24 protein-coding genes and 1 riboswitch are annotated in these 26,443 nt (G+C 33.9%); of the genes, 3 read left to right on the top strand and 21 right to left on the bottom strand.

Annotation, left to right across the window (positions count from 1 at the left end):
• Positions 1–4 precede the first annotated feature (4 nt).
• The 4 genes from ACYX4H_RS03130 to ACYX4H_RS03145 form a co-directional block, all read right to left on the bottom strand.
• Positions 5–1,087: a chorismate mutase gene (locus tag ACYX4H_RS03130; protein WP_475295720.1), complete on the bottom strand. Its 1,083-nt coding sequence runs from the start codon at positions 1,085–1,087 to the stop codon at positions 5–7.
• A 75-nt stretch (positions 1,088–1,162) separates the two neighbouring features.
• Positions 1,163–2,014: a prephenate dehydrogenase gene (locus tag ACYX4H_RS03135; protein WP_476237742.1), complete on the bottom strand. Its 852-nt coding sequence runs from the start codon at positions 2,012–2,014 to the stop codon at positions 1,163–1,165.
• Between the two features lie 2 nt (positions 2,015–2,016).
• The gene (locus ACYX4H_RS03140; protein ID WP_476237743.1) at positions 2,017–3,162 is read right to left on the bottom strand and encodes a pyridoxal phosphate-dependent aminotransferase; all 1,146 of its coding nucleotides are present in this window, start codon (positions 3,160–3,162) and stop codon (positions 2,017–2,019) included.
• Positions 3,159–3,986 (bottom strand): prephenate dehydratase, encoded by an 828-nt coding sequence (locus ACYX4H_RS03145; RefSeq protein ID WP_476237744.1) that lies wholly within the window; start codon positions 3,984–3,986, stop codon positions 3,159–3,161. The genes ACYX4H_RS03140 and ACYX4H_RS03145 overlap by 4 nt, the downstream gene beginning before the upstream one ends.
• A gap of 376 nt (positions 3,987–4,362) precedes the next feature.
• Here ACYX4H_RS03145 and gldA point away from each other — a divergent pair, with 376 nt between their 5' ends.
• From gldA to ACYX4H_RS03160, 3 genes are all read left to right on the top strand, one after another.
• A complete protein-coding gene (gldA, locus tag ACYX4H_RS03150) occupies positions 4,363–5,256 on the top strand; it encodes a gliding motility-associated ABC transporter ATP-binding subunit GldA (RefSeq protein ID WP_476237745.1) in 894 nt (297 codons plus the stop codon).
• Between the two features lie 169 nt (positions 5,257–5,425).
• Positions 5,426–7,513: a phosphate acetyltransferase gene (pta, locus tag ACYX4H_RS03155; RefSeq protein ID WP_476237746.1), complete on the top strand. Its 2,088-nt coding sequence runs from the start codon at positions 5,426–5,428 to the stop codon at positions 7,511–7,513.
• Between the two features lie 4 nt (positions 7,514–7,517).
• Positions 7,518–8,705, top strand: coding sequence for an acetate/propionate family kinase (locus ACYX4H_RS03160; protein WP_476237747.1), 1,188 nt, complete (start codon positions 7,518–7,520; stop codon positions 8,703–8,705).
• Here ACYX4H_RS03160 and ACYX4H_RS03165 read toward each other — a convergent pair.
• The 17 genes from ACYX4H_RS03165 to ACYX4H_RS03245 form a co-directional block, all read right to left on the bottom strand.
• The gene (locus ACYX4H_RS03165) at positions 8,691–9,437 is read right to left on the bottom strand and encodes a head GIN domain-containing protein (protein WP_476237748.1); all 747 of its coding nucleotides are present in this window, start codon (positions 9,435–9,437) and stop codon (positions 8,691–8,693) included. The two genes, ACYX4H_RS03160 and ACYX4H_RS03165, sit on opposite strands and share 15 nt — an antisense overlap.
• A 15-nt stretch (positions 9,438–9,452) precedes the next feature.
• Entirely contained in the window at positions 9,453–10,553 is a 1,101-nt protein-coding gene (locus ACYX4H_RS03170; RefSeq protein ID WP_476237749.1) for an acyloxyacyl hydrolase, read from the bottom strand.
• Between the two features lie 32 nt (positions 10,554–10,585).
• Positions 10,586–11,539, bottom strand: a complete 954-nt coding sequence (locus ACYX4H_RS03175) for a methylenetetrahydrofolate reductase (protein WP_476237750.1) — start codon at positions 11,537–11,539, stop codon at positions 10,586–10,588.
• Positions 11,540–11,686: 147 nt separating this feature from the next.
• Positions 11,687–14,359: a methionine synthase gene (metH, locus tag ACYX4H_RS03180; RefSeq protein WP_476237751.1), complete on the bottom strand. Its 2,673-nt coding sequence runs from the start codon at positions 14,357–14,359 to the stop codon at positions 11,687–11,689.
• 13 nt (positions 14,360–14,372) lie between these two features.
• Positions 14,373–15,392, bottom strand: coding sequence for a homocysteine S-methyltransferase family protein (locus ACYX4H_RS03185; protein ID WP_476237752.1), 1,020 nt, complete (start codon positions 15,390–15,392; stop codon positions 14,373–14,375).
• A 133-nt stretch (positions 15,393–15,525) separates the two neighbouring features.
• Positions 15,526–15,631: riboswitch (SAM riboswitch) on the bottom strand.
• 82 nt (positions 15,632–15,713) lie between these two features.
• Positions 15,714–16,604 (bottom strand): cysteine synthase CysM, encoded by an 891-nt coding sequence (gene cysM, locus ACYX4H_RS03190; protein WP_476237753.1) that lies wholly within the window; start codon positions 16,602–16,604, stop codon positions 15,714–15,716.
• A complete protein-coding gene (gene epsC, locus ACYX4H_RS03195; protein ID WP_475295732.1) occupies positions 16,591–17,331 on the bottom strand; it encodes a serine O-acetyltransferase EpsC in 741 nt (246 codons plus the stop codon). The genes cysM and epsC overlap by 14 nt, the downstream gene beginning before the upstream one ends.
• A 101-nt stretch (positions 17,332–17,432) precedes the next feature.
• Entirely contained in the window at positions 17,433–18,488 is a 1,056-nt protein-coding gene (locus tag ACYX4H_RS03200; RefSeq protein ID WP_476237755.1) for an NAD(P)/FAD-dependent oxidoreductase, read from the bottom strand.
• The gene (locus ACYX4H_RS03205; RefSeq protein ID WP_476237756.1) at positions 18,485–19,075 is read right to left on the bottom strand and encodes a precorrin-2 dehydrogenase/sirohydrochlorin ferrochelatase family protein; all 591 of its coding nucleotides are present in this window, start codon (positions 19,073–19,075) and stop codon (positions 18,485–18,487) included. Before ACYX4H_RS03205 ends, ACYX4H_RS03200 begins: the two co-directional genes overlap by 4 nt.
• A 3-nt stretch (positions 19,076–19,078) precedes the next feature.
• Complete coding sequence (gene cobA / locus ACYX4H_RS03210; protein ID WP_476237757.1) at positions 19,079–19,840, bottom strand: uroporphyrinogen-III C-methyltransferase; 762 nt, start codon at positions 19,838–19,840, stop codon at positions 19,079–19,081.
• Positions 19,841–19,853: 13 nt separating this feature from the next.
• Positions 19,854–21,947: a HEPN domain-containing protein gene (locus ACYX4H_RS03215; RefSeq protein ID WP_476237758.1), complete on the bottom strand. Its 2,094-nt coding sequence runs from the start codon at positions 21,945–21,947 to the stop codon at positions 19,854–19,856.
• Positions 21,948–22,123: 176 nt separating this feature from the next.
• Positions 22,124–23,371, bottom strand: a complete 1,248-nt coding sequence (locus ACYX4H_RS03220; protein WP_476237760.1) for a sulfate adenylyltransferase subunit 1 — start codon at positions 23,369–23,371, stop codon at positions 22,124–22,126.
• A gap of 119 nt (positions 23,372–23,490) precedes the next feature.
• Positions 23,491–24,396: a sulfate adenylyltransferase subunit CysD gene (gene cysD, locus ACYX4H_RS03225; RefSeq protein WP_475295738.1), complete on the bottom strand. Its 906-nt coding sequence runs from the start codon at positions 24,394–24,396 to the stop codon at positions 23,491–23,493.
• A 12-nt stretch (positions 24,397–24,408) separates the two neighbouring features.
• Entirely contained in the window at positions 24,409–25,029 is a 621-nt protein-coding gene (locus ACYX4H_RS03230; RefSeq protein ID WP_476237761.1) for a phosphoadenosine phosphosulfate reductase domain-containing protein, read from the bottom strand.
• Between the two features lie 11 nt (positions 25,030–25,040).
• Positions 25,041–25,298, bottom strand: a complete 258-nt coding sequence (locus ACYX4H_RS03235; protein WP_476237763.1) for a DUF2061 domain-containing protein — start codon at positions 25,296–25,298, stop codon at positions 25,041–25,043.
• A gap of 166 nt (positions 25,299–25,464) precedes the next feature.
• Positions 25,465–25,878: an RrF2 family transcriptional regulator gene (locus ACYX4H_RS03240; RefSeq protein WP_476237765.1), complete on the bottom strand. Its 414-nt coding sequence runs from the start codon at positions 25,876–25,878 to the stop codon at positions 25,465–25,467.
• 94 nt (positions 25,879–25,972) lie between these two features.
• Positions 25,973–26,443 carry an Hsp20/alpha crystallin family protein gene (locus ACYX4H_RS03245; protein WP_476237766.1) on the bottom strand — a complete coding sequence of 157 codons (471 nt, stop codon included), beginning with the start codon at positions 26,441–26,443 and terminating at the stop codon, positions 25,973–25,975.

Here is a 26,443-nt window from a genome sequence, read left to right on the forward strand (position 1 = left end):
AAAATTAACCATTAATAATTTTCTCTTGGTGATTAATAGATTCTTGATGAACAGCTTTAAACATTTTTAAAATAAACTCTTCACTTAAACCGTGTTGTTCACCTTCTAAAACCATTCTACCTAAAATCTCGTTCCAACGTTTGCTTTGTAATACAGCTACGTTTCTATCTTTTTTAAGTTGCCCAATACCATCTGATGCTTGCATACGTTTGCCTAACATATCAATAATTTGATTATCAATAACATCAATTTGTGCTCTTAAATTATCTAATTTACTGTTGTACTCTGCTTCAGGATCACCTTCTTTTTTCACTTTTAAATCACGCATAATTTGTACTAAAGTAGATGGTGTTACTTGTTGTGCTGCGTCACTCCAAGCATTATCAGGGTCAAAATGTGTTTCAACCATTAAACCATCAAAATTTAAATCTAAGGCTGTTTGACAAACATCAAAAACCATATCGCGCTTTCCTGTAATATGCGAAGGATCGTTAATTAAAGGAATATCTGGGAATTTATTTTGAAACTCAATAGCCATTTGCCACTCTGGGTTGTTTCTATATTTTGTTTTTTCATATGTTGAAAACCCTCTATGAATAGCGCCAATATTTTTTACACCCGATGCGTAAATACGCTCTATACCACCTAACCACAATGCTAAATCTGGGTTTACTGGGTTTTTAATTAATACTGGCTTATCTGTACCTTCAAGAGCATCTGCAATTTCTTGCATGATAAACGGACTAACAGTAGAACGAGCACCAATCCAAAGCATATCAATATCATGCTCTAAAGCTAATTTTACATGTGCTGCATTTGCAACTTCCGTACAAACTTTCATACCAGTTTCTGCTTTAACTTTTTGTAACCACTTTAAACCTAAAGCGCCTACACCTTCAAAGTTTCCTGGTCTGGTTCTTGGTTTCCAAATACCGGCTCTAAAGTAGCTAACATCAGTATCTTTTAAATCGTTTGCAATTTTAAGTACTTGCTCTTCGGTTTCAGCACTACAAGGTCCTGCAATTACTAACGGATGATTTAAGTTTAAATCATCTAACCAAGCTCTCATTTCTTTGTTGTTTTCCATAATCTTCAATAAAATTTCAATTTCCAAATTCCAAATATGTTTTGAAATATGGGGTTTACTAGTTGTATTCTTGTTTTAATTTATTCCGTTTAAAATATCTTTTATATGATTGGTGTTTTGCATTTCTTTAAAAATGGCATCAAAATCATCTTGTTCCATAAACTCTTTAAACTGTGTTAAGTTGTTTATGTATTCATTTAAAGTTTCAATAACGTTTACTTTGTTTTGTTTGAAAATAGGTGTCCACATTTCTGGCGAACTTTTAGCTAAACGAACCGTTGATGCAAATCCGCTGCCTGCCATATCAAAAATATCGCGTTCATTTTTTTCTTTTTCAATAACCGTTTTACCTAACATAAAAGAGCTTATGTGCGATAAATGCGATACATAGGCTATATGTTTATCATGCGCTTCCGGATTCATATAACGAATGCGCATACCTATAGCTTTAAAAATTTCTAACGCTTGCTCTTGTAATTTAAAGGCTGTTTTTTCAACCTCACATATTATATTGGTTTTACCTTCAAACAAGCCGCTAATTGCTGCATTGGGTCCTGAATATTCTGTACCAGCAATTGGGTGCGCCGCTAAAAAATTACGGCGTTTTGGGTGATTTTCAACCACTTTACAAATAGCTTCTTTTGTTGAACCCGCATCTATTACCAAACCTGTATCTGGTATTTTATCTAATATTGTTGGCAATAGTTTTACGGTAGCATCAACTGGTATTGATACTATAACCAAATCGGCATACTGCACATCATCTAAAGTGGCTTTTTTATCTATTAAACCTAATGATAATGCTTGTTCTAGCGTAGCATCTTTTCTGCTAATACCGTGTATAACCACATTGGGGTTGTGTTGCTTAATATCTTTTGCTAAGCTACCACCAATTAAACCAACGCCTATTACGTATATATTTTTCATTTTTAACTTACTCTTGCTATACATTCTTCAATAGCTTCTGTTGAAGCGCATAAAGAAAACCTTATGTAACCTTCGCCTTGGCTACCAAAAATGGTTCCTGGTGTTATAAAAATGTTGTTTTCTATTAACACCTTATCTATAAATTCTTCGGCTTTTATACCTTGGGGTAATTTTGCCCACACAAACATGCCTGTGGCATTTTCATCATAGGTGCAGTTTAATGCTTTGGCTAACTTCCAAATTAACTCTCGGCGTTTTTTATACACACTATTTAAAGTAACATACCACATTTTAGAGCATTTTAGCGCCTCTATGGCACCTTTTTGAATGCCATAAAACATACCAGAATCCATATTACTTTTTACTTTTAATATATTTTGAATATGTGTACTGCTACCCAACACCATACCTACTCGCCAACCGGCCATATTAAATGTTTTACTTAATGAATTAAGCTCTAAACAAACATCTTTAGCGCCTTCAACATTTAAAATACTTGTTGGGTTTTCATTAAGCACAAAGCTGTACGGGTTATCATTTACAATTAAAATATTATTACGCTTTGCGAAATCTACTAATCCTCTAAAAGCTATTTTTGAAGGTTGTGCACCTGTTGGCATATGCGGATAATTAACCCACATTAATTTTACTTTACTTAAATCTAACTTTTGAAGCGCATCAACATCTGGCAACCAATTATTTTCGGCTTTTAAATTGTAAAAAACAGGTTTAGCGCCAACCAATTTAGTAACCGATTGATAGGTTGGATATCCTGGATTTGGTATTAACACCTCATCACCTTCATTTAGGTATGCCATTGATATGTGCATGATACCTTCTTTACTACCCATTAATGGTAACACATTGGTATTTGCATTTAAGTTAACCAAAAAGTGTTCTTTATAAAACGCCGCCATAGCTTCGCGTAACTCTGGCAACCCTTGATAGCTTTGATATTTATGCGCCGTAGCATCTTGTAAACTTGTAACAATAGCCTCTACAACCTTTTTTGGAGGTTGTAAATCTGGGCTACCAATACCTAAATTTATTACTGGTTTACCGCTAGCCACCATTTGGCCAACTTCACGTAATTTTCTTGAGAAGTAGTATTCTTCTACGGTATGCAACCTATTAGCTACTTGTATCATAACTTGGCATTTTTATATTCACCTAAAACTTTAAAGCCTTCGGCCATAATTTTTATTAATGATTTTGCTTTATCAAAATCGGCATATGTTTCAAAAGTAACATCAACAAAAAAGGCGTACTTCCAAGGTGTATCAATAATTGGTAACGATTGTATTTTTGTTAAACTCAATTTACAGTCGCTCATTACATTTAAAATGGCTGCTAAACTGCCTCGTTTGTGGTTAGCTTCAAACTTAACTGATGCTTTATTAATAGCTTTTTTCTCAACTTCAGAATTTGTTCGTTTTACAATAGCAAAACGTGTTTCATTGTGCTTAATAGTTTGAATACTGTGTGCCAACACATCTAAATTAAATATGTTTGCCGCCAAAACACTAGCAATGGCTCCAACACCTTTTAATTGGTTTTTATTAATTCTATCAGCAACTTCAGCAGTGTCTTTATCTTCTACCAATTTAATGTGCGGATGGTTTTTAAAAAACTCTTTACACTGTAGCAATGCCATTGGGTGTGAGTAAACTTCTTTAATATCACTTATAGTTTGCGCTGGTAATGCCATTAAATTATGCTGAATATCTAAATAATGTTCACCAACAACATGCAAATTATAATTATCAATTAATGCATAGTTGGGTATTATAGAACCTGCTATAGAGTTTTCTAAAGCCATTATAGCTGCATCACATTCTTTGCTAATTAACGCTTCAACAACTCTATCAAACGTTAAGCACTCTATAAGGCTTATGTTTTCATCAAAATATTGTTGTGAAACAATGTGATGAAAAGACCCTTTTACTCCTTGTATTGCTACTGATTTTATCATAAAAAAAAGTCTCGATTTTCACCGAGACTTATACTTTAATTTATACTTTAAATTTATACATACATTGTCTCGTTCCTTTTGTTAAAAAAGAAATAATAAAAACCAAAATATGTATAAACTGCTGTTGTTCTCATAACTATGTGGCTAAAGTAAATAATATTTTAAGAAATCAAAATTGTGAAAATACTTTTTTGTGCTTTTTAAAACAGTTTTATAAATTTTTCAGTAAATAACACTTTACGTTGAGTTATCGTTTGTTTTTACAGTACAAAAAATTAAATTTTTCATTGATTAAGCGTTAATAACCGTTTACTTGTACCTTATTTTACTTCAAACAAAAAAAATCATGTACTTTTGGTATAAATAATATAGTATCATGTCTATTACGGTTAAAGATATTTCAAAACATTACGGCAACCAAAAAGCACTAAATAATGTGTCTTTTGAAGTTAACCAACCCGAAATTGTTGGTTTTTTGGGGCCTAATGGTGCTGGTAAATCTACCATGATGAAAATTTTAACCACCTATTTACAGCCAACTAATGGCAGCGCAAGTGTTAACAACCATAATATAACCAATAGTAAAAATGTACAATTAAGTGTTGGCTATTTACCAGAACACAATCCGTTATATTTAGATTTATACGTAAAAGAATATCTTGCTTTTAATGCTGGTGTTTACAAAGTTGAAAAAACACGTATTAATGAGGTTATAGAACTTACAGGCTTAACACCCGAAGCGCACAAAAAAATCGGGCAACTATCAAAAGGTTACAGGCAACGCGTTGGGTTAGCCACGGCTCTTTTACACAACCCTGATGTTTTAATTTTAGATGAACCTACTACAGGCCTAGACCCCAACCAGTTAATTGATATTAGAAACCTTATTAAAACCATTGGCAAAACCAAAACGGTATTTCTTTCAACACACATAATGCAAGAGGTTGAAGCCATGTGTAACCGTGTAATTATAATTAATAAAGGTGAAATTGTTGCCGATAAAAAGCTTACAGAATTACGAAACAATAAAGAACAAACTGTTATTGTAGAGTTTGATTACCGTGTTGAAGATGCCTTTTTAAAACAACTACCAAAAGTTAGTAAGGTTACCAACACACATGATTTTGTTTACGAAATTACGTTTAACACCACAGAAGATATGCGCGCTCATGTTTTTGATTTTGCTCATGATAATAAGTTAAAAATTCTTCAACTAAATCAAAAAAACGCAAGCTTAGAAAATTTATTTACAGAATTAACTACATCATAAAACCACATATTGGTTAACCAATTTTCATGTTTCTGTGAATTTATGATAATTGTCATCTTAAAAAAAATACACCTACATTACATTTGTTTCATAATATAAAATTAAACTAGTAAAGGTGCGTGTTTAGCTAAGCTACAAAACGTATCTTTATAACATAAATCAGGTATAAATGAGCAAAGGAATTTATGTAGCAACCATAGAGCCTAATAGCGGTAAATCTGTTGTGGTTTTAGGGCTTATGCGTATGCTTTTAGGTAAAACAGCTAAAGTTGGATATTTTAGACCAATTATTGAAGATGTTGCTGCCGGCGAAATGGATAACCACATTAACACTGTTATTTCGCATTTTGAAATTGATATAAACTACAAAAAAACATACGCCTTTACGCGCAGTGAAGTTTTAGATTTGTACAACCAAGGCAAATCGGGTTATGTTATTGATGAAGTAATAAAAAAATACAAACGCCTTGAAGAACACTTTGATTTAGTGTTGGTTGAAGGCACAGATTTTTCTCATGAAAACTCAAGCTTAGAGCTTGATATTAACATGCTAATCTCTAAAAACCTTGGCTTACCTGTTATTATTGTAATTCATGGTGATGGCAAAAAAAACAGAGACATTTTAGACAGCGTTCAGTTAGCACATGATACCTTTAAAGAGGAGGTTGATGTACTTTCAATAATGGTTAATAAAGTAAATATTGAAGCTATTACTACTTTAAAAACCGAAATTAACGCACGTATTAATAATACTGACTTTGCTATAATTCCTAAAATTGAAAGTTTAGCAAACCCAACCATTAAAGAAATTGTTAAAGCCCTTGATGCTAAAGTACTTTTTGGCAAAGATATGCTTAACAACCAAGTACAAAACTCTGGCGTTGGTGTTATGCAATTAAGAAACTATATTACAAAATTAAAAGAAGGCTCGTTGGTAATAACCTCGGGTGATAGAGCCGATATTATACTTGGTGCCTTACAAGCACACACATCAAAAAATTACCCACAAATTTCAGGCATTGTTTTAACTGGTGGCTTACTACCCGAAGAACCTATTTTAAAACTCATTGAAGGTCTCTCAAGCGTTGTACCAATTATTAGTGTGAACAAAGGTACCTTTAACACTACTAACGCCATTGGAAAAGTAAAATCTAGAATTTATGCTGAAAATACCGATAAAATAAACACCTCTATAGCTACTTTTGAAAAACATGTAGATACTGATAAATTAGCAGATAAACTTGTAACATTTCAATCTGAAATATTCACTCCAAGAATGTTTCAATATAATTTATTACAAACAGCACTTAAAAACAAAAAACACATTGTTTTACCCGAAGGTTATGATGAACGCGTACTAAGAGCCACCGCTAAATTAGTTGGCGCTCAAGTTGTTGATATAACATTAATTGGCGAAAAAGATAAAATACAAGAACGTATTGTACGTTATGATATTCCTTTAGATATCAATAAAGTAAATGTTGTTTTCCCAACACAATCACCTCATTTTGATGATTATGTAAATACGTTTTATGAATTAAGAAAACATAAAGGTGTAAACCTTGATATGGCAAAAGATGCCATGTCTGATGTGTCATACTACGGCACAATGATGATTCATAAAGGACATGCAGATGGTATGGTATCTGGTGCTGTACACACTACGCAACATACGCTTAGGCCAGCACTTCAATTTATAAAAACTAAACCTGGCGCAAACATTGTTTCATCAGTATTTTTCATGTGTTTAGAAGATAGAGTTTCTATTTTTGGTGACTGTGCTATTAACCCAAACCCAAATGCAGAACAACTAGCTGAAATTGCAATTTCATCGGCAGAAACGGCTAAAAAGTTTGGTGTTGAGCCTAAAGTTGCCATGTTATCATACTCATCGGGTTCTTCTGGTAAAGGTGAAGAGGTTGATAAAGTTAGAAAAGCTACCGAAATTGCTAAAAACTTAGCGCCTCATTTAAAAATTGAAGGCCCAATTCAATATGATGCTGCTGTAGATATGCGCATTGGAAAAAGCAAATTACCAGAATCTGAAGTTGCAGGACAAGCCAGTGTTTTAATTTTCCCAGATTTAAATACCGGAAACAACACCTACAAAGCTGTACAACGCGAAACCGGCGCTTTAGCCATTGGCCCTATGTTACAAGGCCTTAACAAACCTGTAAACGATTTAAGTAGAGGCTGCACATCTGATGATATTTACAGCACCGTTATAATTACTGCCATTCAAGCCCAAGACCAATAAAATTATGCAAGTATTAGTATTAAACTCCGGAAGCTCATCATTAAAATACCAATTATTTTCAATGCCTAATGAACGTATTATTTGTTCTGGCCAAATTGAGCGTGTTGGCTTTAAAGATGCTATTTTCAAATTTAAATCTGAAAAAGAAACTTTTGAAAAAACAACACCTATAGCCAACCATAAAGAAGGACTAAACTTAGTAGCGCAACAACTTTTAAATAAAGAAACTGGTGTTATTTCATGTGCTAATGATATTGCTGTTGTTGGGCATAGAGTTGTTCATGGCGGCAAGCATTTTAGCAAAACCACGCTTATTGATGCTGAAGTAAAACGAAAAATTAAAACCTTGTTTTCTTTAGCACCTTTGCACAATCCGCATAATTTAGAAGGTATTGAAGTTGCCGAAAGCATTTTCCCAAACGCAAAACAAGTGGCTGTTTTTGATACGGCTTTTCATCAAACCATTCCTGAAATTGCTCATAAATATGCTATTCCTCAAAAATATTTAGATGAATATAATATTCGTGTATACGGATTTCACGGTACTAGCCACAAATACGTTTCAGAAAAAGCTATTGCACATTTAGGTAAAGAAAACTCAAAAATCATTACTATTCACTTAGGAAATGGTTGTAGTATGACCGCTGTTGAAAACGGCAAAAGTATAGACCATAGTTTAGGGTTTTCGCCTGTTGGTGGTTTAATTATGGGTACACGCTCTGGCGATGTTGACTATTCGGTAATTTTCCATTTAGCGCAACGCCATAGTTTCGATTTAAATAACATAAATACTTTGCTCCAAAAACAAAGCGGCATGTTAGGCCTTACAGGTTTTAGTGATTTACGCGACATACAAGAACACGCTGAAAAAGGCAATAGAGATTGCCAATTAGCTTTAGATATGAATGCGTACCGCATTAAAAAATACATTGGAAGCTATGCAGCAATTATGAATGGGCTAGATGCTATTGTTTTTACAGCAGGCATAGGAGAAAACTCTGCAATAATAAGACGTTTAGCTTGTGAAAATTTAGACTATTTAGGTATTAATTTAGATACTGAAAAGAACAGCGTACGTTCTGGTGATATTAGAGCTATAAACACTGAAGAATCTAAAGTAAAAATACTTATTGTACCAACTAACGAAGAATTAGAAATTGCAAAACAAGCGGTTAACTTACTTGAAAATTAAGCGGCCTTTGTAAAGCTCTTCAACACTAACTTCTGCTGGTTTATTTAAAGAAATCACATCTCCAGTTCCTGAAATTTTACCAGTTAAACGTTGTTGTGGGTTTACAATAATATCATTTGAACTTCGGTTACTAACAAATACGTTTTGCGCAATTAAATTTTGCCCTTCAAAACGCGAAGTTCCTGCTGCAAAGGTAATATTTAGGTTGTTTGTTTTTCCTGAAATAAAGCAGTTTGACAGATTATTAAATACAACTCTAAACGTATCGGTATTAATTTCTAAATAAAAATTGGCACTGGTAAACGTATCTGGGCTTCCAAAATCTTCAGATAAAATGGTTAAATTAGGGTAACTTAACACACCTTTTGATTTTATATCAAATTGTGTTGAACTTCTAATTTCAGTAATATTTGGTGCTGTTACGTACACTTTTGTTATACCATAATCTCGCACATAATTACAGCTATTATTATCGGTTAATATTAATCTGTTTTCAACTACTTTAGCTTCAACATCATTTATTAAATTTTCGCCTGTTTCAATAATAACTTTTTGCGTAGGTCCTTCTTCAATAATTAATTCTATATCTCTATTTACAAGTATTTTTGTAAATACATCAACTAAAATTTCTTCTTGAATAATATTACCTGTTTTCTGGAAACAATCGCCTGCATTTTCACTATCACAAGCAAAAATTAAAGCAACAATAATTATGTAAACTAGTTTTTTCATTTTAATAATATCAATCTAAAACCTAGCGCCCACTCCAAACTCTACAGCTTCAGCTTTAGCTCCATGCGATTTTAATGTTAAAGCACCAAAAAACGTACTACCAAAATAGCGTTTTAACCCAATGCGTAAATAGGTGCGTCCTTCAAAATCAAAAGGATAATAAACATAATACCCAAATTGGGTTACTAATGATGTTTTATTTACAAAAAGTTCATGGCCAGCAAATACACCAACGCGTTTATAATCATCATCTTTTGAAACATTTTCTTCGGGAAACGACACGCTTTTGTAATAAATCAATTCTTTTAAAAATTTTGAAAAAAACACATCGGTTCCAAATTGTAAGGCACTTTTTCTATTAATACGCTTATCTGCATACACTGACGCTATATAAAACGGAAATTGCCCACTGCCAACAACATCACTTTCATTTATACCAAACCTAAAAGCGATATTGTACTTAATTGGTTCAGTAAATTTTCTATCTGTGGCATCTAGATCATTTTGATATTCTGGTTCTACCTTATTCAAATTATAGTTAACACCAATATTAAAAGCAAGGGTATTTGTGCTGGTATTTGGCGCCTTTACATTAGCATTAGAGTAATGTATTAAAGTAACACCTGCCTGCAAACCAAACCTGTTAAAAATACGCTCTTTTTTAAAACCTAACATAGCAAAGGTACTACTCATTATATGGGTACCGTAGGCTACATTTCTAAAATTATTTTCTTTTTGATAAATATTATCAGCGTATGCTAATCCTTGTCCTACTTTAAACATTAATTGTCTATTAAAAAAGTAGAAATTATAGTGTGCATAAAGTGATGCTACTGTACCCAAAACATCAGGATTTTTCATGTTTTGGTATGCATAAGTTACCCCATAATCTGGGTAATTATAGCGTTGTTCCCAATTTTTAAATCCGTAAGTTTTTTTATTCCAACTTATAATATAACCTTCGGGGTGCCCTTTAATTAAGTGCAAAATATCACCGTTATGTTCAGCTATATTTCCTCTAAAATAATTAACATCTATGTATGATGTATACTGTTTATTCTGAGCAAAACAAAAACTACAAAACGCAGTTAAAATACAAGTTAAATAAAACCTCATAAATTTGGGAAAACTACCGCAAAAGTAGCTATTTAAAATAAAGCTTCGGCTATAGACTGCACATTATCACTTTTACCCATAGAATAATAATGTAAAACAGGAACACCAGCAGCTTTTAACTCTTTAGATTGTTGTATAGCCCACTCAATACCAACTTGTCTCACAGCCTTATTATCTTTACAAGCATCAACAGCATTAATTAAATCTTCAGGTAAATCAATACTAAACACATGTGGCAATAATTGTAAATGCCTATTAACCGCTAGTGGTTTAATACCAGGAATAATAGGAATATCAATTCCGTTATCTTTAGCCAATTTTACAAAATCGAAGTATTTTTGGTTATCAAAAAACATTTGAGTAACCACATAATCTGCACCGGCATCAACCTTAGCTTTAAGGCGTTTTAAATCGGTTTGTAACGATGGTGCTTCCATGTGCTTCTCTGGATAACCCGCCACACCAATACAAAAATCGGTTTTAAACTCGGTTAAATTTTCTTCGTGTAAAAACTTTCCTTTATTTAAATCAGAAATTTGATGCACCAATTCGCATGCATACGTATGCCCACCTTTAGTAGGCTCAAAATATTTTTGATGTTTCATAGCATCACCACGAAGCGCCACAACATTATCAATTTCCAGATAATGGCAATCTACCAACATATACTCGGTTTCCTCTTTGGTAAAACCACCACATAAAATATGTGGTACCGGATCTATATTATATTTATGCTTAAGCGATACCGAAATACCTAAAGTTCCCGGGCGTTTTCTTACCGTTTTCCTATCTAAAAGCCCGTTTTTTTCAACATAAACATACTCTTCTCTCGAAGTTGTTACATCAATAAACGGCGGATTAAACTCCATTAACGGATCTATATTATTATACAAATCCTGAATATTTTTTCCCTTTACCGGCGTTACAATTTCAAACGAAAACAACGTTTTTCCGTTGGCCTTTTTTATATGTTCTGTTACCTTCATAACTCGCTTTTGTCATTTCCGCACAGGCGAAAATCTCTTCAATAATTATTATTTATTTTTTTGGGCGTTACCCTATCGGGTCGCGCTTTCCGTTATATCTTTTTCTCGTTCCTCAAAAAAGGATGCCACTACAATCGCTAACGCGGGTTAATCAGCCAAATTTGGGTGCAACCACTTTCTTGCGTGTTCTTTTGCAATCCCTTTTCTTTTGGCGTAATCAGTTACTTGGTCGTCGGTAATTTTACCAAGCCCAAAATACTTCGCTTCCGGGTTTGCAAAATAATATCCCGAAACTGCCGATGCTGGCCACATAGCTAAACTTTCTGTAAGCGTTACGCCAATAATTTTTTCAACATCAAGCAACTCCCAAATGGTTTCCTTTTCTAAATGGTCTGGACACGCAGGATATCCTGGTGCCGGACGAATACCTTTGTAGCTTTCTTTAATTAAATCGTCGTTGGTTAAATCTTCATTTTCGGCATAACCCCAATGTTTTGTTCTTACTTGTTTATGCAAATATTCGGCAAAAGCTTCAGCAAATCTATCGGCAATAGCTTGTGCCATAATAGCACTATAATCATCATCTTTTGCTTTATAACTTTCGGCCAATTCTTGAGCACCAAAAATAGCGACACAAAATGCACCAACATAATCGGTTTTACCTGTACTTTCTGGGGCAATAAAATCGGCCAAAGCATGATTTGGAATACCCTCACGCTTTTTTAATTGTTGTCTTAATGTTCTAAAAACAGCTATTTCTTCACCTTTCTTTTTAACCGAAATATCATCATCGTTTATCGCGTTGGCTTCAAATAAACCAAAAACAGCTTTAGGCTTTAATAGTTGTTTAGCTATAATTTCATCAATCATTTCTTGCGCTTCATTAAAAAGCACTGTAGCTTGCTCGCCAACAACGTCGTCTTTTAAAATATTTGGATATTTACCGTGCAAATCCCAGCTTCTAAAAAACGGACTCCAATCTATGTAAGGCAACAATTCTTTTAAGCTTAATTGCTTAAGCATTTGCACACCCATTTCTTTTGGTTTTACAATTTCGGAAGTTTCCCAATCAATGCTGTATTTACGAGCTCTAGCTTCGTTTATAGTGATATACGATTTCTCTTTACCTCGTTTTAAAAACTTGGTTCTAAATTCGTCGTAATCTTTTTTAAGATTAGACACATATTCGTGTGCTGTTTGCTTATTTAACAAGTCGCCCACAACGGTAACCGCTCTAGAGGCATCGTTTACATGAACTACTGCATTTTTGTACTGCGTATCAATTTTTACCGCCGTATGTGCTTTAGATGTTGTTGCACCACCAATTAACAACGGAATGTCGAAATTTTCGCGTTGCATTTCTTTAGCTAAATACACCATTTCATCTAACGATGGTGTAATTAAACCCGAAAGTCCAATAGCATCAACACGCTCTTTAATGGCGGTTTCAATAATTTTTTCAGGCGGCACCATTACGCCTAAATCTACAATTTCGTAGTTGTTACACGCCAATACTACGCTAACAATATTTTTACCAATATCGTGTACATCGCCTTTTACTGTTGCCATTAAAATTTTACCAACAGGTTCGGCATCTTCGGTTTTTTCGGCTTCAATAAACGGATTTAAATACGCTACGGCTTTTTTCATTACACGTGCCGATTTTACTACTTGTGGCAAGAACATTTTTCCTTCACCAAACAAATCGCCAACTACATTCATACCAATCATTAAATGGCCTTCAATAACATCAATTGGTTTTTCGGCTTCTTGTCGTGCTTGCTCAATATCTTCAATAATAAAAGCGTCTAACCCTTTTACTAAAGCGTGCGTAATTCTATCTTGTAATGGGTTTTCACGCCAAGACAAATCCACTGTTTTTTCTGCTTTTGAACCTTTTACAGTTTCGGCAAATTCCAATAAACGCTCGGTAGCATCGTCTCTTCTATCTAAAATAACATCTTCAACATGCTCTAATAAATCTTTAGGAATATCGTCGTAAACCTCCAACATGGTTGGGTTTACAATACCCATATTCATACCTGCTTGAATAGCGTAATACAGAAACACCGAATGCATTGCTTCGCGAACCGCATTGTTTCCTCTAAACGAAAACGACACGTTACTTACACCACCACTTACACTTACATTTTCAAGGTTTTGACGTACCCAACGCGTTGCTTCAATAAAATCGATAGCGTTTTTTCGATGCTCTTCCATTCCGGTTGCGACTGGAAAAATATTTAAATCGAAAATAATATCTTCTGATGGAAAACCTACTTTGTTAACCAAAACATCGTAAGATCGTTTGGCTATTTCAATGCGTCGTTCATAATTATCGGCTTGCCCAACTTCATCAAAAGCCATCACAATTACTGCGGCACCGTAACGTTTTATTTGTTTGGCTTCCCAAATAAATTTTTCTTCACCTTCTTTTAACGAAATGGAATTTACCACACATTTACCTTGCACCACTTGAAGACCAGCTTCGATAATGTCCCACTTAGAGCTATCAATCATTATTGGCACACGACAAATATCTGGCTCTGCGGCAATAAGGTTTAAAAAACGCACCATAGACTCTTTACCGTCTATAAGTCCGTCGTCCATATTAATATCGATAATTTGCGCACCGCCATCTACTTGATGACGCGCAATATCTAAAGCTTCATCAAATTTTTCTTCTTTAATTAAGCGTAAAAATTTACGCGAACCCGCTACGTTTGTTCGTTCACCTACATTTATAAAGTTGCTGTTTTCGTTTAAAACCAAAGGCTCTAAACCAGATAACTTCATGTATTTTGTTTGTTTCACTTTCATTAATCTATTCGGTTTAATGAGACTCTTCGACTGCGCTCAGAGTAACAGCTTCACGCGGTTTATATTTAGCAGCAATATTTGCAATAACGCGAATATGTTCTGGACTTGTACCACAACAGCCACCAATAATATTTATTAAATTCTTTTTTAAATAGGCTTCAATTTGCTCGCCCATTTCTTCTGGAGATTCATCGTACTCACCAAAAGCATTAGGTAAACCGGCATTTGGATGTGCCGAAATTGCAAATTCGGTTTTATTAGCAATGGCCTCTAAATGCGGTTGCAATAAGTTAGCCCCAAGAGCGCAATTAAAACCAACAGATAATAATGGCACGTGCGACACCGAAATTAAAAAAGCTTCGGCAGTTTGCCCCGATAAAGTTCGTCCAGACGCATCGGTTATGGTACCGCTAAGCATAACAGGAATATCTAAATCTCTTTCGTCCTTTACTTCTTCAATAGCAAACAAAGCCGCTTTAGCGTTTAAGGTGTCAAAAACCGTTTCAACTAATAAAATATCGGAACCACCATCCATTAAAGCTTCTACTTGTTGTTTGTAGGCTATACGTAATTCATCGAAAGTTACAGCCCTGTAACCTGGGTCGTTTACATCGGGCGACATACTTGCCGTACGGTTTGTTGGCCCGATTGAACCCGCCACAAAACGCGGTTTATGTGGTTCTTTTTTTGTGAACTCTACCGCAACTTCTTTTGCTATTTTTGCCGACTCGTAGTTAAGTTCGTAAACCAAATCTTCCATTTGATAATCGGCCATAGCAATAGTTGTTCCCGAAAAGGTATTGGTTTCAATAATATCGGCTCCTGCCTCGAAATATTTTGCGTGAATGGTTTTTATGGCTTCTGGTTGTGTAATAGACAGCAAATCGTTGTTTCCTTGCAACGGTGTTGGATAATCTTTAAAACGCTCGCCACGAAAATCTTCTTCGGTAAACTTATAGGCTTGTAGCATGGTTCCCATGGCACCATCTAACACCAAAATGCGTTCTTTTAAAGCCTTTCTTATATCTGACATTTTATATATATTTTTTATACAGAACATGTTATGAACTGTACAAATGTTTATTGTGAAACTGAAACATGTTCAGCTTAACAAAATTTTATTATATGTTTAGTTTGTTATCTAGAAAAGCTTTTTTTAAAAACCTTCGTTATCTTCCTAATTTTTATTAGTAGAATTTAGCACCTTCTTTACAAGTTAAAGGGTTGCCAAGGTTTCATTGGGTCTATTCCCTCTACCTTTCTTGATAACATTGTTAAGTTTAAGAACTCACACCTAATTTGGAGGACAAAAGTACTAACTATATTTTTGTTTTCCTATTTAATTAAATTGCTATTATTCAAACAAATTTGATGATAGATACCTATCTCCTCTATCGCAAATAATTGCTACAATAACACCTTTTTCAATAGATTCAGCTACTTTTAATGCACAATATACAGAGCCACCACTGCTCATTCCTGCAAATATACCTGCTTCTTTAGCTATACGTTGGGTTGTTGCCTTGGCATTTGCTTGGGTTACCTCAATAACTTGATCTACTTTACTTCTATTAAAAAATTTAGGCACATATTCTTCTGGCCATTTACGTATACCTGGTATTCTTGAATGGTCATCGGGTTGTGCACCAACAATGGTTATATTTTTATTATGCTCTTTTAAGTATGTTGAAACACCCATAATGGTTCCTGTGGTTCCCATGGCAGACACAAAATGCGTAACTTCTCCGTTGGTGTCTCTCCAAATTTCAGGCCCTGTGGTTTTGTAATGCCCTTTCCAATTGTCGTCATTTTCAAACTGATTTAAAAGCGTATAACCTTTTTCATCTCTTAGTTTGAAAGCTAAATCTCGTGAACCTTCAATACCAACATCTGATGAAGTTAAAATAACCTCGGCGCCATAAGCTTTCATTGTTTTAACGCGTTCTTCGGTAGAATTCTCGGGCATAATAAGTACCATATTTAAACCTAAAACTTGCGCAAATAATGCAAGAGCTATACCTGTATTTCCGCTTGTAGCTTCCACTAAGGTATCGCCTTTTTTAATATCACCACGCTTTAACGCTTCATTAATCATATTAAAAGCCGGACGATCTTTAACACTACCTCCAGGATTGTTTCCTTCTAACTTAAGTAATAATTTCACACCTTTTTTAGATACTAAATGACTAGCATCAACAAGTGGTGTGTTACCTATATAATCTATAATTGTTTTATTTGATGCCATTTTTTTTAGGTCTTATTTTTATTTCGGTTTGATAGGTTACTAATGAGTTTTCTGGAACAGATTGAGTAATCCAAACATTGGCACCAATAATACTATTGGCTCCTATAACAATATCGCCACCTAAAACGGTTGCATTTGCGTATATGCAAACATTGTCTTCAATAGTAGGGTGACGTTTTGTTTTAGCTAAACTTTTAGCTACAGAAATACCTCCTAATGTTACACCTTGATAAATTTTTACATTTTTACCAATTATTGAAGTTTCTCCTATTACAATACCTGTTCCATGATCTATGTAAAAAGAATCATTAATGGTTGCCCCAGGGTGAATATCTATACCTGTAATACCATGAATGTATTCACTCATCATACGTGGTAAAATTGGCACTTTCAATTTGTAAAGTGCATGACTTAAACGGTAAATTGAAATGGCATGAAAACCTGGATATGCTAAATATATTTCTTCTAAACTGTGTGAAGCGGGGTCGTTATTTTCAAAAGCAACAGCATCTAAATCTAACCGCCTTCTAATATCGGGCAAATTGGTTTTAAAGGTTTTCCAGATTTGTTCGGCGTTTTCAACGTTCAATTTTTTTAGAACTTTTAAAAACGTTTTTTCTAAATATTTACCGTGTTCTTCTTCCTGTTCACAATCAAACAGTGAATAAAACAGTTTTTTAGTAAATGTTTTAACGGTGTCTTTTAAACAAACGTTGTAACTTTTCATTAGCTTATTATTTATAAGGAAACGTATGTTTCAAAAATATTAAATCCTACAAGGTAAATGAAGCCTTGCAGGATTTAATTTTATAGTATGTTTTTGAACGTTTAATCTATAGCTTGCACAACTGCTTTTGGGGCTTCTTTACGTGTACCATCAAAACCATCAACACCTGAAACTGTTGTATATTTTAATACGAATTTTTTACCAGGATTGATAATTTTATAAGCTGCTTGACACATAATTGTTGCTTCATGAAAACCACAAAGTATTAACTTTAATTTACCTGGGTAATAATTACCATCGCCTATGGCGAAAATACCAGGAATGTTGGTTTGATAATCTAAAGCATTGTTTACTTTTATAGCATTTTTTTCAATTTCTAAGCCCCAGTTTGCTATTGGACCTAATTTTGGCGACAACCCAAATAGAGGGATAAAATGGTCTGTTTCTAAATTAAAAGGCTCTTCATCTTTCTTAGTAATTTCAATAGCTTCAACTTTATCGTTACCTAAAATATTTGTTACTTCGGCAGGTGTGATTAGGTTTATTTTTCCTTCTCTTTTTAATTCTCCAACTTTCTCAACAGAATCTAAATGACCTCTAAACTCGTTACGGCGGTGTACTAATGTTACACTTTTTGCTACATCGGCTAAAAAGATAGACCAATCTAAAGCAGAGTCACCTCCACCAGCAATTACCACATTTTTATCGCGGTACATTTCTGGTTCTTTTATCATGTATTCTACACCTTTATCTTCAAAATCGGCAAGGTTTTCAAGCTGTGGTTTACGTGGCTCAAAACTACCTAAACCACTAGCAATAGCCACTACTGGTGCTTGGTGTTGCGTACCTTTATTTGTGGTAACAATAAACGAACCGTCTTCTTGTTTATCAATAGTATCAGCGCGTTCACCTAATGTAAAACCAGGTTCAAATTGCTTACCTTGTTCAAGTAGGTTTTTTGTTAAATCGCCTGCTAAAATTTCAGGAAACCCTGGAATATCATAAATAGGCTTTTTTGGATATAACTCAGAGCATTGTCCGCCTGGTTGTGGCAATGCATCAATTAAATGGCATTTTAATTTTAATAATCCAGCTTCGAATACTGTGAATAACCCTGTTGGGCCTGCTCCAATTATTATTATATCTGTTTTAATCATTTCTCTGAATCTTTGTTTTCAATTATTCCTTTGGTGAATTCATTTAGTTTTTCAACTTTTTCTTCAAAATCACCTTTTATTGTTTTTCTATATTCATTTAAATTTTTAACGAGGTCGTCAATATTTTCTGGAATGACTTCCTCAAAAAACTGTCGTAAACGTTTTGCCATTGTTGGCGATTTTCCGTTAGTACTTATAGCCACTTTCACATTACCTTTGGTAACAATACCGCCCATGTAAAAATCGCAATACGGCGGATTATCTGCTACATTTACTAGTTTAGCTTCTGCCCTACAATCTTTATAAACCTGTACATTTACCTCAGGCACATCAGTAGTTGCTACTACCATGTGTTGCCCTTGCAAATAGTCTTTTTTATAAACATCATTAATTAGTGTAACATCACCTTTTTTTGCTAAAGATACTGTAGCATCTCTAAACATTGGTGACACCATTGTTACACAAGCATCTGGACTAGATTTTAATAAGAACGTTAATTTTTCTTCGGCAACGTTACCACCTCCTATTATGAGTACTTTAAGCTGTTTTACCTTTAAAAAAATAGGATATAAATTATTGCGTTCCATAACTTAATTTCCTGTTACTTCTTGGTAAACTTTACTTAAAATAGCTCTTTCTTTTACAACATCACCAATAACAATAATTGCTGGGTTTGCTAATTGTTTTTCTTCAACAATTTTTTCTATAGTTTGAATAGTGCCAATCCCTACATTTTCATTATTGCGAGTACCATTTTGAATAATAGCAATGGGTGTATCTTGTTTATTTTCTTTTGAAAATATATTTACAATTTCACCAAGTTTGCCCATGCCCATTAAAATAACAATGGTAGCTGTAGATTTTGCTGCCAAAGCAACATCATTTGACAATTTATGTTGTTTGGTTGTGCCTGTAATTACCCAAAAACTTTCGGCTGCACCACGTTTTGTTAAAGGAATACCTTGGTATGCTGGTACTGCAATTGATGAGGAAATACCTGGAACCACAAAGGTTTCTAATCCAAACTGACGCACATAATCAATTTCTTCGGCACCGCGACCAAAAATAAAAGGATCGCCACCTTTTAAACGCACAACATGGCCTTTTTCTTTAGCTTTTGCTACTATGAGTTCATTTATTTGCTCTTGCTGAAATGCATAACAACCCCTACGTTTACCTACAAAAATAAGTTCTGCATTAGCTGAAGCATATTTTAGCAAACTTTCGTTTATAAGCGCATCATACAGGATAACATTAGCAGATTCAATAGCCTTAATTGCTTTAAGCGTTATTAAATCTTCGTCTCCTGGTCCTGCACCTACAACGGTTAATGTTGGGATTTTTAAACTCATTTTTATTTATTTACTAAGCAGTTTTAGTTTGTTCAGCTTCTCTAAAAGCTCTTACTGCAGCTAAGAATTTTTCGGCACTTGAAATGTAATTTACCGCAAAATCTTTAGACGGTGCATTTTTATTAATTTGATAAATTATATCTGAAAAAGAAGCACCTAAATTAATTTTTCCGCTTTCAACAAAAACCTCATCAAATTGCGAAATAATACCTGCATGTGTGTTTGTTTTTTTGTTTTCAGCTAATAGTAATGCTTTAGCTGAATTTACAAACGACTGATATGCTAAATAGATTGCCCCCGAATATACTTCATTTTCAAAAGATTCTTTAGCATTTTCTATTTTCTCTTCGCTTTCAAAAAACAAAGTAGCAATTAAATCTATAACAACACCAGCACATTCACCTACACCAATAGCTTTAACATATTTTTCTTCTTCACCCCAATCTATAAAATCAAGTTCTGTTAAATTGGTAGCATCTTGTAAATCTTGTAAAAAGTCGTAAAAATATTTCTGACCTTTCTCTAAATAATACTCAACAAACTGCTTACCGTTAGCGTTAGCTTCATAATCATTTAAAATTCTACGTAATGCTTCAGGGCCTCTTCTACTTGGTACTTTTACTACTTTATCAGCAAAAGTTGCATTTCCATCGCCTTGGTTTCCGCCACCTAAAAGCACTTGTAAAGCAGGCGCCACTAATTTATCTGGCGTGCGTACTGTCATGCCTTGAAAACCAATATTTGCCATATTGTGTTGCCCACAGGCATTCATACAGCCACTAATTTTTATAACTAAATCTTCGTTTTTTAAATATTGAGGATATTCGGTTTTAATAACACGCTCTAATTCTTCGGCAATTCCTGTACTACTTGCAATACCTAAATTACATGTATCTGTACCTGGGCATGCTGTAATATCTACTGCTTTATTATAACCGGCTTCAACAAAACCTAATTTTTCTAATTCTTGATAGAAAAATGGCACTAACTCTTCTTTAACAAAAGGAATTACAATGTTTTGGCGTAATGTTAAACGTACTTCGCCAGCTGCATAATTATCAACTAAATTTGCTAATAAACGTGCTTTATCTGTGTAGAAATCACCTAACAACACTTTAATTCCAATAGCCACATAACCTGCTTGCTTTTGCGGAATTAAGTTTGTTGATTTCCATAAATTGAAAGCTTCTTCGTTTTTAATTTCAACTTGAGGCGCTTCAACTTGAACTGGTTTTGAAGCTACATAAGTATCAGCATCAATGGCTACAGATTTAAACTCAATGGCTTTTTGTTCGTTATCAATTAGTTCTCTAAACGCTTCTAAACCTATATCTTTTACTAAGAATTTCATTCTTGCTTTGGCGCGACTTTTACGCTCACCATAACGATCAAAAACTCTTAATATACCTTCCATTATTGGAATGATTTTATCGGTTTCAACAAAATCATATAACACATCGGCATGACGTGGTTGAGACCCAAGTCCGCCAGCTACCATTACTTTAAACCCACGAACGCCATCTTTTTCTTTAGCAATGTACCCTATATCATGTAAGTATGATAATCCCGTATCTTCATCTGAAGATGAGAAAGATACTTTAAATTTACGCCCCATTTCTTGACAAATTGGGTTTCGTAAAAAGAATTTATACAAAGCATCTGCATATGGTGATACATCAAAAGGCTCATTAACATCAATACCTGCAGTTTCAGAAGCGGTTACGTTTCTTACCACGTTACCACAAGCTTCACGCACTGTAACTTCATCTTTTTCTAGTTCTGCCCAAAGTTCTGGTGTTCTATTTAAATCTACATAGTGAATTTGAATATCTTGACGTGTTGTTATGTGCAAACGCCCGCGAGAATATTCATCAGAAACCGCAGAAATTCTTCGTAATTGATTGCTTTTTAACTTTCCGTAAGGCACTTTAATACGAATCATTTGAACGCCTTCTTGTCTTTGCCCGTAAACACCACGAGCTAAACGAAGACTTCTAAATTTTTCTTCATCAATTTTCCCGTTGTGAAATAATTCAATTTTTTTAGCTAATTCAATTATATCTTTTTGAACAACCGGATTTTCTATTTCTGTTTCAAAACTTTGCATTTGTATAAGTTTTCAAGTTTAAAGTTTAAAGTTTAAAGTTGAGCGCAGTAAAATTGTTGCACTTCATCTAAATAACTTTATTCTTTTAACTCATTATTCTTGTTTTTAATATCTTTTTTAAAAATTAAAAAAAGCGGACTAACTATTAACTTGCTACTTTTAATTTTTAACTATAATTATTGTATGAAACCAGCACCAACAGTACTGTTAGACTGCGGATCGATTATAATGAAGGACCCGTTTGTTCTGTGATCTTTAAATTTATCGTAAAAAATAGGTTTGTTTAATTTAAAGCTAACCTCGGCAATATCATTCATACCTATACCAGCCACACCTTCTTCAACACCCGAATAGTCTGGATTTATTTTATGATGAATAGCATTTACTTTAGCCAACACTTTGTTTACCCCGTGCTGCACTGTGTATTTTGCGCCAGGGGTTAATTGCTTAGAATCCATCCAACATACGTTTGCCGTAAACTGTTTTTCAATAGTTGGTATATCATCAGCTTTAACAATCATATCACCTCTACTTACATTTACATCATCCTCTAAAGTAATGGTAACTGATGAACGTCTTGAAGCTGTTTCAAACTTTTCATCATAAAAATAAATGTCTTTTATTTTAGATTTTGTTTGCGATGGCAATACCACAACCTCATCACCAACACTTAAATTACCACCATACACTTTACCTGCGTACCCTCTGTAATCATGGTAATCTTCGGTTTTTGGACGAATTACGTATTGCACAGGAAAACGCGGTGTACCTGTGTTAAAAATATCGGCTTTATCTAATTTTTCTAAGTGTTCTAATAACGCTTCACCTTTGTACCAAGGCATGTTTTCAGATTTATTTACAACATTATCACCTTTTAAAGCGCTTACAGGAATAAATGAAATGTTTTGCCCTTGATAATCTCGTTTACTCATTAAGCCTTCAAAATCTGCTTTAATTTTATTGTAAACTTCTTCAGAATAATCAACTAAATCCATTTTATTAATAGCAACTACAACATCTTTAATACGTAGTAAATTATTAATGAAAAAATGACGATTTGTTTGCTCTATTACACCTTTTCTAGCATCAATTAAAATAATTGAAGCCTGTGATGTTGATGCACCAGTTACCATGTTACGTGTATACTCAACATGACCAGGTGTATCTGCTATTATGTAACTTTTCTTTTTTGTTGAGAAGTAAATATGAGCCACATCAATGGTAATACCCTGTTCTCTTTCTGCTACTAAACCATCGGTAGCTAAAGAAAAATCTAAATAGTCATAACCACGTTGTTTACTTGTTTTTTCTATAGCCTCTAACTTATCTGTAGTTAGTGATTTTGTATCGTAAAGTATACGACCAATTAATGTACTTTTTCCGTCGTCTACACTTCCTGCTGTTGCAATTTTTAATACGTCCATATTATAGCTGTTAGCCTCTAGCTTTTAGCTCTTGGCTTATTAATTATTTATATATTGTTTTAATTTTCTGCTAATAGCTAATAGCTAATAGCGAACGGCTAAATTTTCTAAAGAAAATTTTAAAAATACCCTTGTTGTTTACGTTTTTCCATAGCGGCTTCAGAGCGTTTATCATCAATTCTGGCCCCACGTTCTGAAATTGAAGAATCTCTAATTTCTTCAACTACTTTTGAAATTGAAACGGCATCAGATAATACTGCGGCCGTACAACTCATGTCTCCAACAGTTCTAAAACGCACCATTTCTTCAATTACTTCTTCATCTTCATCTCTGTAAACAACACCGTCTTCAGCAGACCAAATCATACCGTCTCTTAAGAATACTTTACGTTTGTGTGCGAAATAAATTGATGGAATTTCAATATTTTCTTTTTCAATGTAAGACCAAACATCTAATTCTGTCCAGTTTGAAATTGGGAACACACGCACGTTTTGTCCTAATTCAATTTCACCGTTTAACATATCAAATAATTCGGGCCTTTGGTTTTTCTCATCCCATTGTCCAAAATCATCACGAACAGAAAAAATACGTTCTTTTGCTCTGGCTTTTTCTTCATCTCTGCGCGCACCACCTATACAAGCATCAAATTTAAATTCTTCAATAGCATCTAAAAGTGTGGTAGTTTGTAGCATATTTCTACTTGCGTAACGACCAGATTCTTCTTTTACTTTTCCTTGATCAATAGAATCTTGTACATTTCTAACAATAAGTTCTAAGCCTAATTCTTCAACTAATCTATCTCTAAACTCTATAGTTTCAGGGAAGTTATGCCCTGTATCTATATGCATTAAAGGAAACGGAATTTTTGCTGGATAAAATGCCTTTTGAGCTAACCTAACAAGTGTAATAGAATCTTTTCCTCCTGAGAATAATAAAACTGGTCTTTCAAACTGAGCTGCTACTTCTCTAATAATGTAAATAGCTTCGTTTTCTAAAGCGTTAATATATGATGTGTCTTTCTTCATAATCTCATGTTGTTAAGCATGTAAACCACATTCTCTGTTGGCTAATGCTTTGGTTGGATCGAAATATTTAAATTCGTTTGGTAAATTATTTTCTTCTAAATAGGCATCTAATTTCTCATCAGACCAATAGTAAAACGGACTTACTTTAAGAACACCATCGGCACTTAAACTAAAAACATCAATACTATTTCTAAAAGCTGTTTGCCCTTGGCGCAAGTTTGTAAACCATACTTTTGGCTTATGTTCTGCCATAGCTCTTCTAAACGGCTCTAACTTAACCTGCTCAGTAAACTCTGCATGTTTTGGATCATCTACACTTGGTATGCCCATAACCACATCTCTATGTGAAGCTGTTTGCTTTGGCACATATAAAAATATATTTAAACTTAAGTTTTTAATAACCTGTTCTGCGTGTTTGTATGTTTGTGGTGTATTGTAACCAGTATCGCACCAAACCACAGGAACTTTTTTAACCTCTTTGCTTACTGCATGTAAAATTGCAGCTTCGTAAGGCCTAAAATTTGTTGTTACTACAGCATTACTATTAAGCTCAAAAGCTTTTTTAATAATTTCTGAAGGCGTAGCGTTTTTAAATTCCTTGTTTAAACCTTGTATTTGTTCTTCTGTAAACATGTTTTTATATATTATTTTCCCCACTTAATAGCGTTCCACGCACGTTCATGAAAAAAGTATAAAATTAATTTTGTAATAAAATCTACCGATGCAATAGATGCTGCAACCGCTATTTTTCCTGTTAAAAAATAAGAAACAACCAGTGTATCTAAAGTTCCAACTACTCTCCAACTTAATGCTTTAGCCACACTTCTAATTGGTTTTTCACCAGCAGTATCTTCTTTATAAGTAGATTTCTCTTTACTTTTTAATAACATTTGCGCTATCATTTGTCGTTTATTATATTAATCCTATCAATTTAATAGGGATTACAAAAGTAAAACTTTTTTTGAGATAAAAAACCTAATTAACAACTTTTTAGAATAATGGAACTATTTTAGCCTAAACAGGCTAAAATGCACAATGATTTTTTTAAATTTTAAGAATTTGGCAATACTAAACGCCAGACAAATCGGCTAAAGTTTTGTTTTTAAACACATTAAGTGTACTGTCTCTAACTTCAATCATTAATTTGTGTACGCTACATTGGTGTTCGTCTGGGCAGTCATCGCACTTTTCATAAAAGTTTAAACTTACACAAGGCACCATGGCTATTGGGCCTTCAAGCACGCGCATAACATCGGTCATTAAAATTTCGGCAGGTTCTTTTCGTAAATAGTAACCACCGTGTTTTCCTTTTTTAGAGCCTAAAAGTCCGGCTTTACGCAAGGTTAGAAGAATGCTTTCTAAAAATTTTTGTGGTATGTTTTCGCTTTCAGCAATTTCACCAACTCTAACAGGATTTTCTCCATCGCTTCTAGCAATAAAAGTTAATGCCTTTAGTCCGTATTTAGTTTTTTTAGATAGCATGTTGCTAATATAGATAAAATAAAAAAACTAAATACAAATTAGATTAAACATAAAAAAGCCTCAACAAACGAGGCTTTTCATTATCATTTTTAAACTAAGATATTGTTATTGTACGCGGCGGTTTTTGTTTGGCTTCTTCTTTTTTAGGCAAGTCTACACTCAAAATACCATCATTATAAGTTGCTTTTATTTTGGACTCTTCAATGTATTCTGGTAATGAAAATGTTCTTTTAAAAGAAGCATAACCAAATTCTTGACGAATATAGTTCTCTTCAACCTCAGCCTTATTAGTTTGAGAGGCTATAGACAATACTTGATTATCTAAATCAATAGAAAAATCTTCTTTTTTCATTCCTGGCACTGCCATATCAACATAAAAAGCATCAGCCGTTTCTTTAATATTAACTTTAGGCAGGGTTATACCCGTATTAAAGTTTGACATCATAATTGAAGGTAAATCAGATGAAAACATTCTATCAATCCAATTTGACCAAGCCGGAAAATCAGCAAACCCATCTGCTTTCGCTAAACTTCCATTTTTTTGAGTTGTTACTAAGTTGCTCAT

The organism is Seonamhaeicola sp. ABD4_340, from assembly GCF_056312135.1.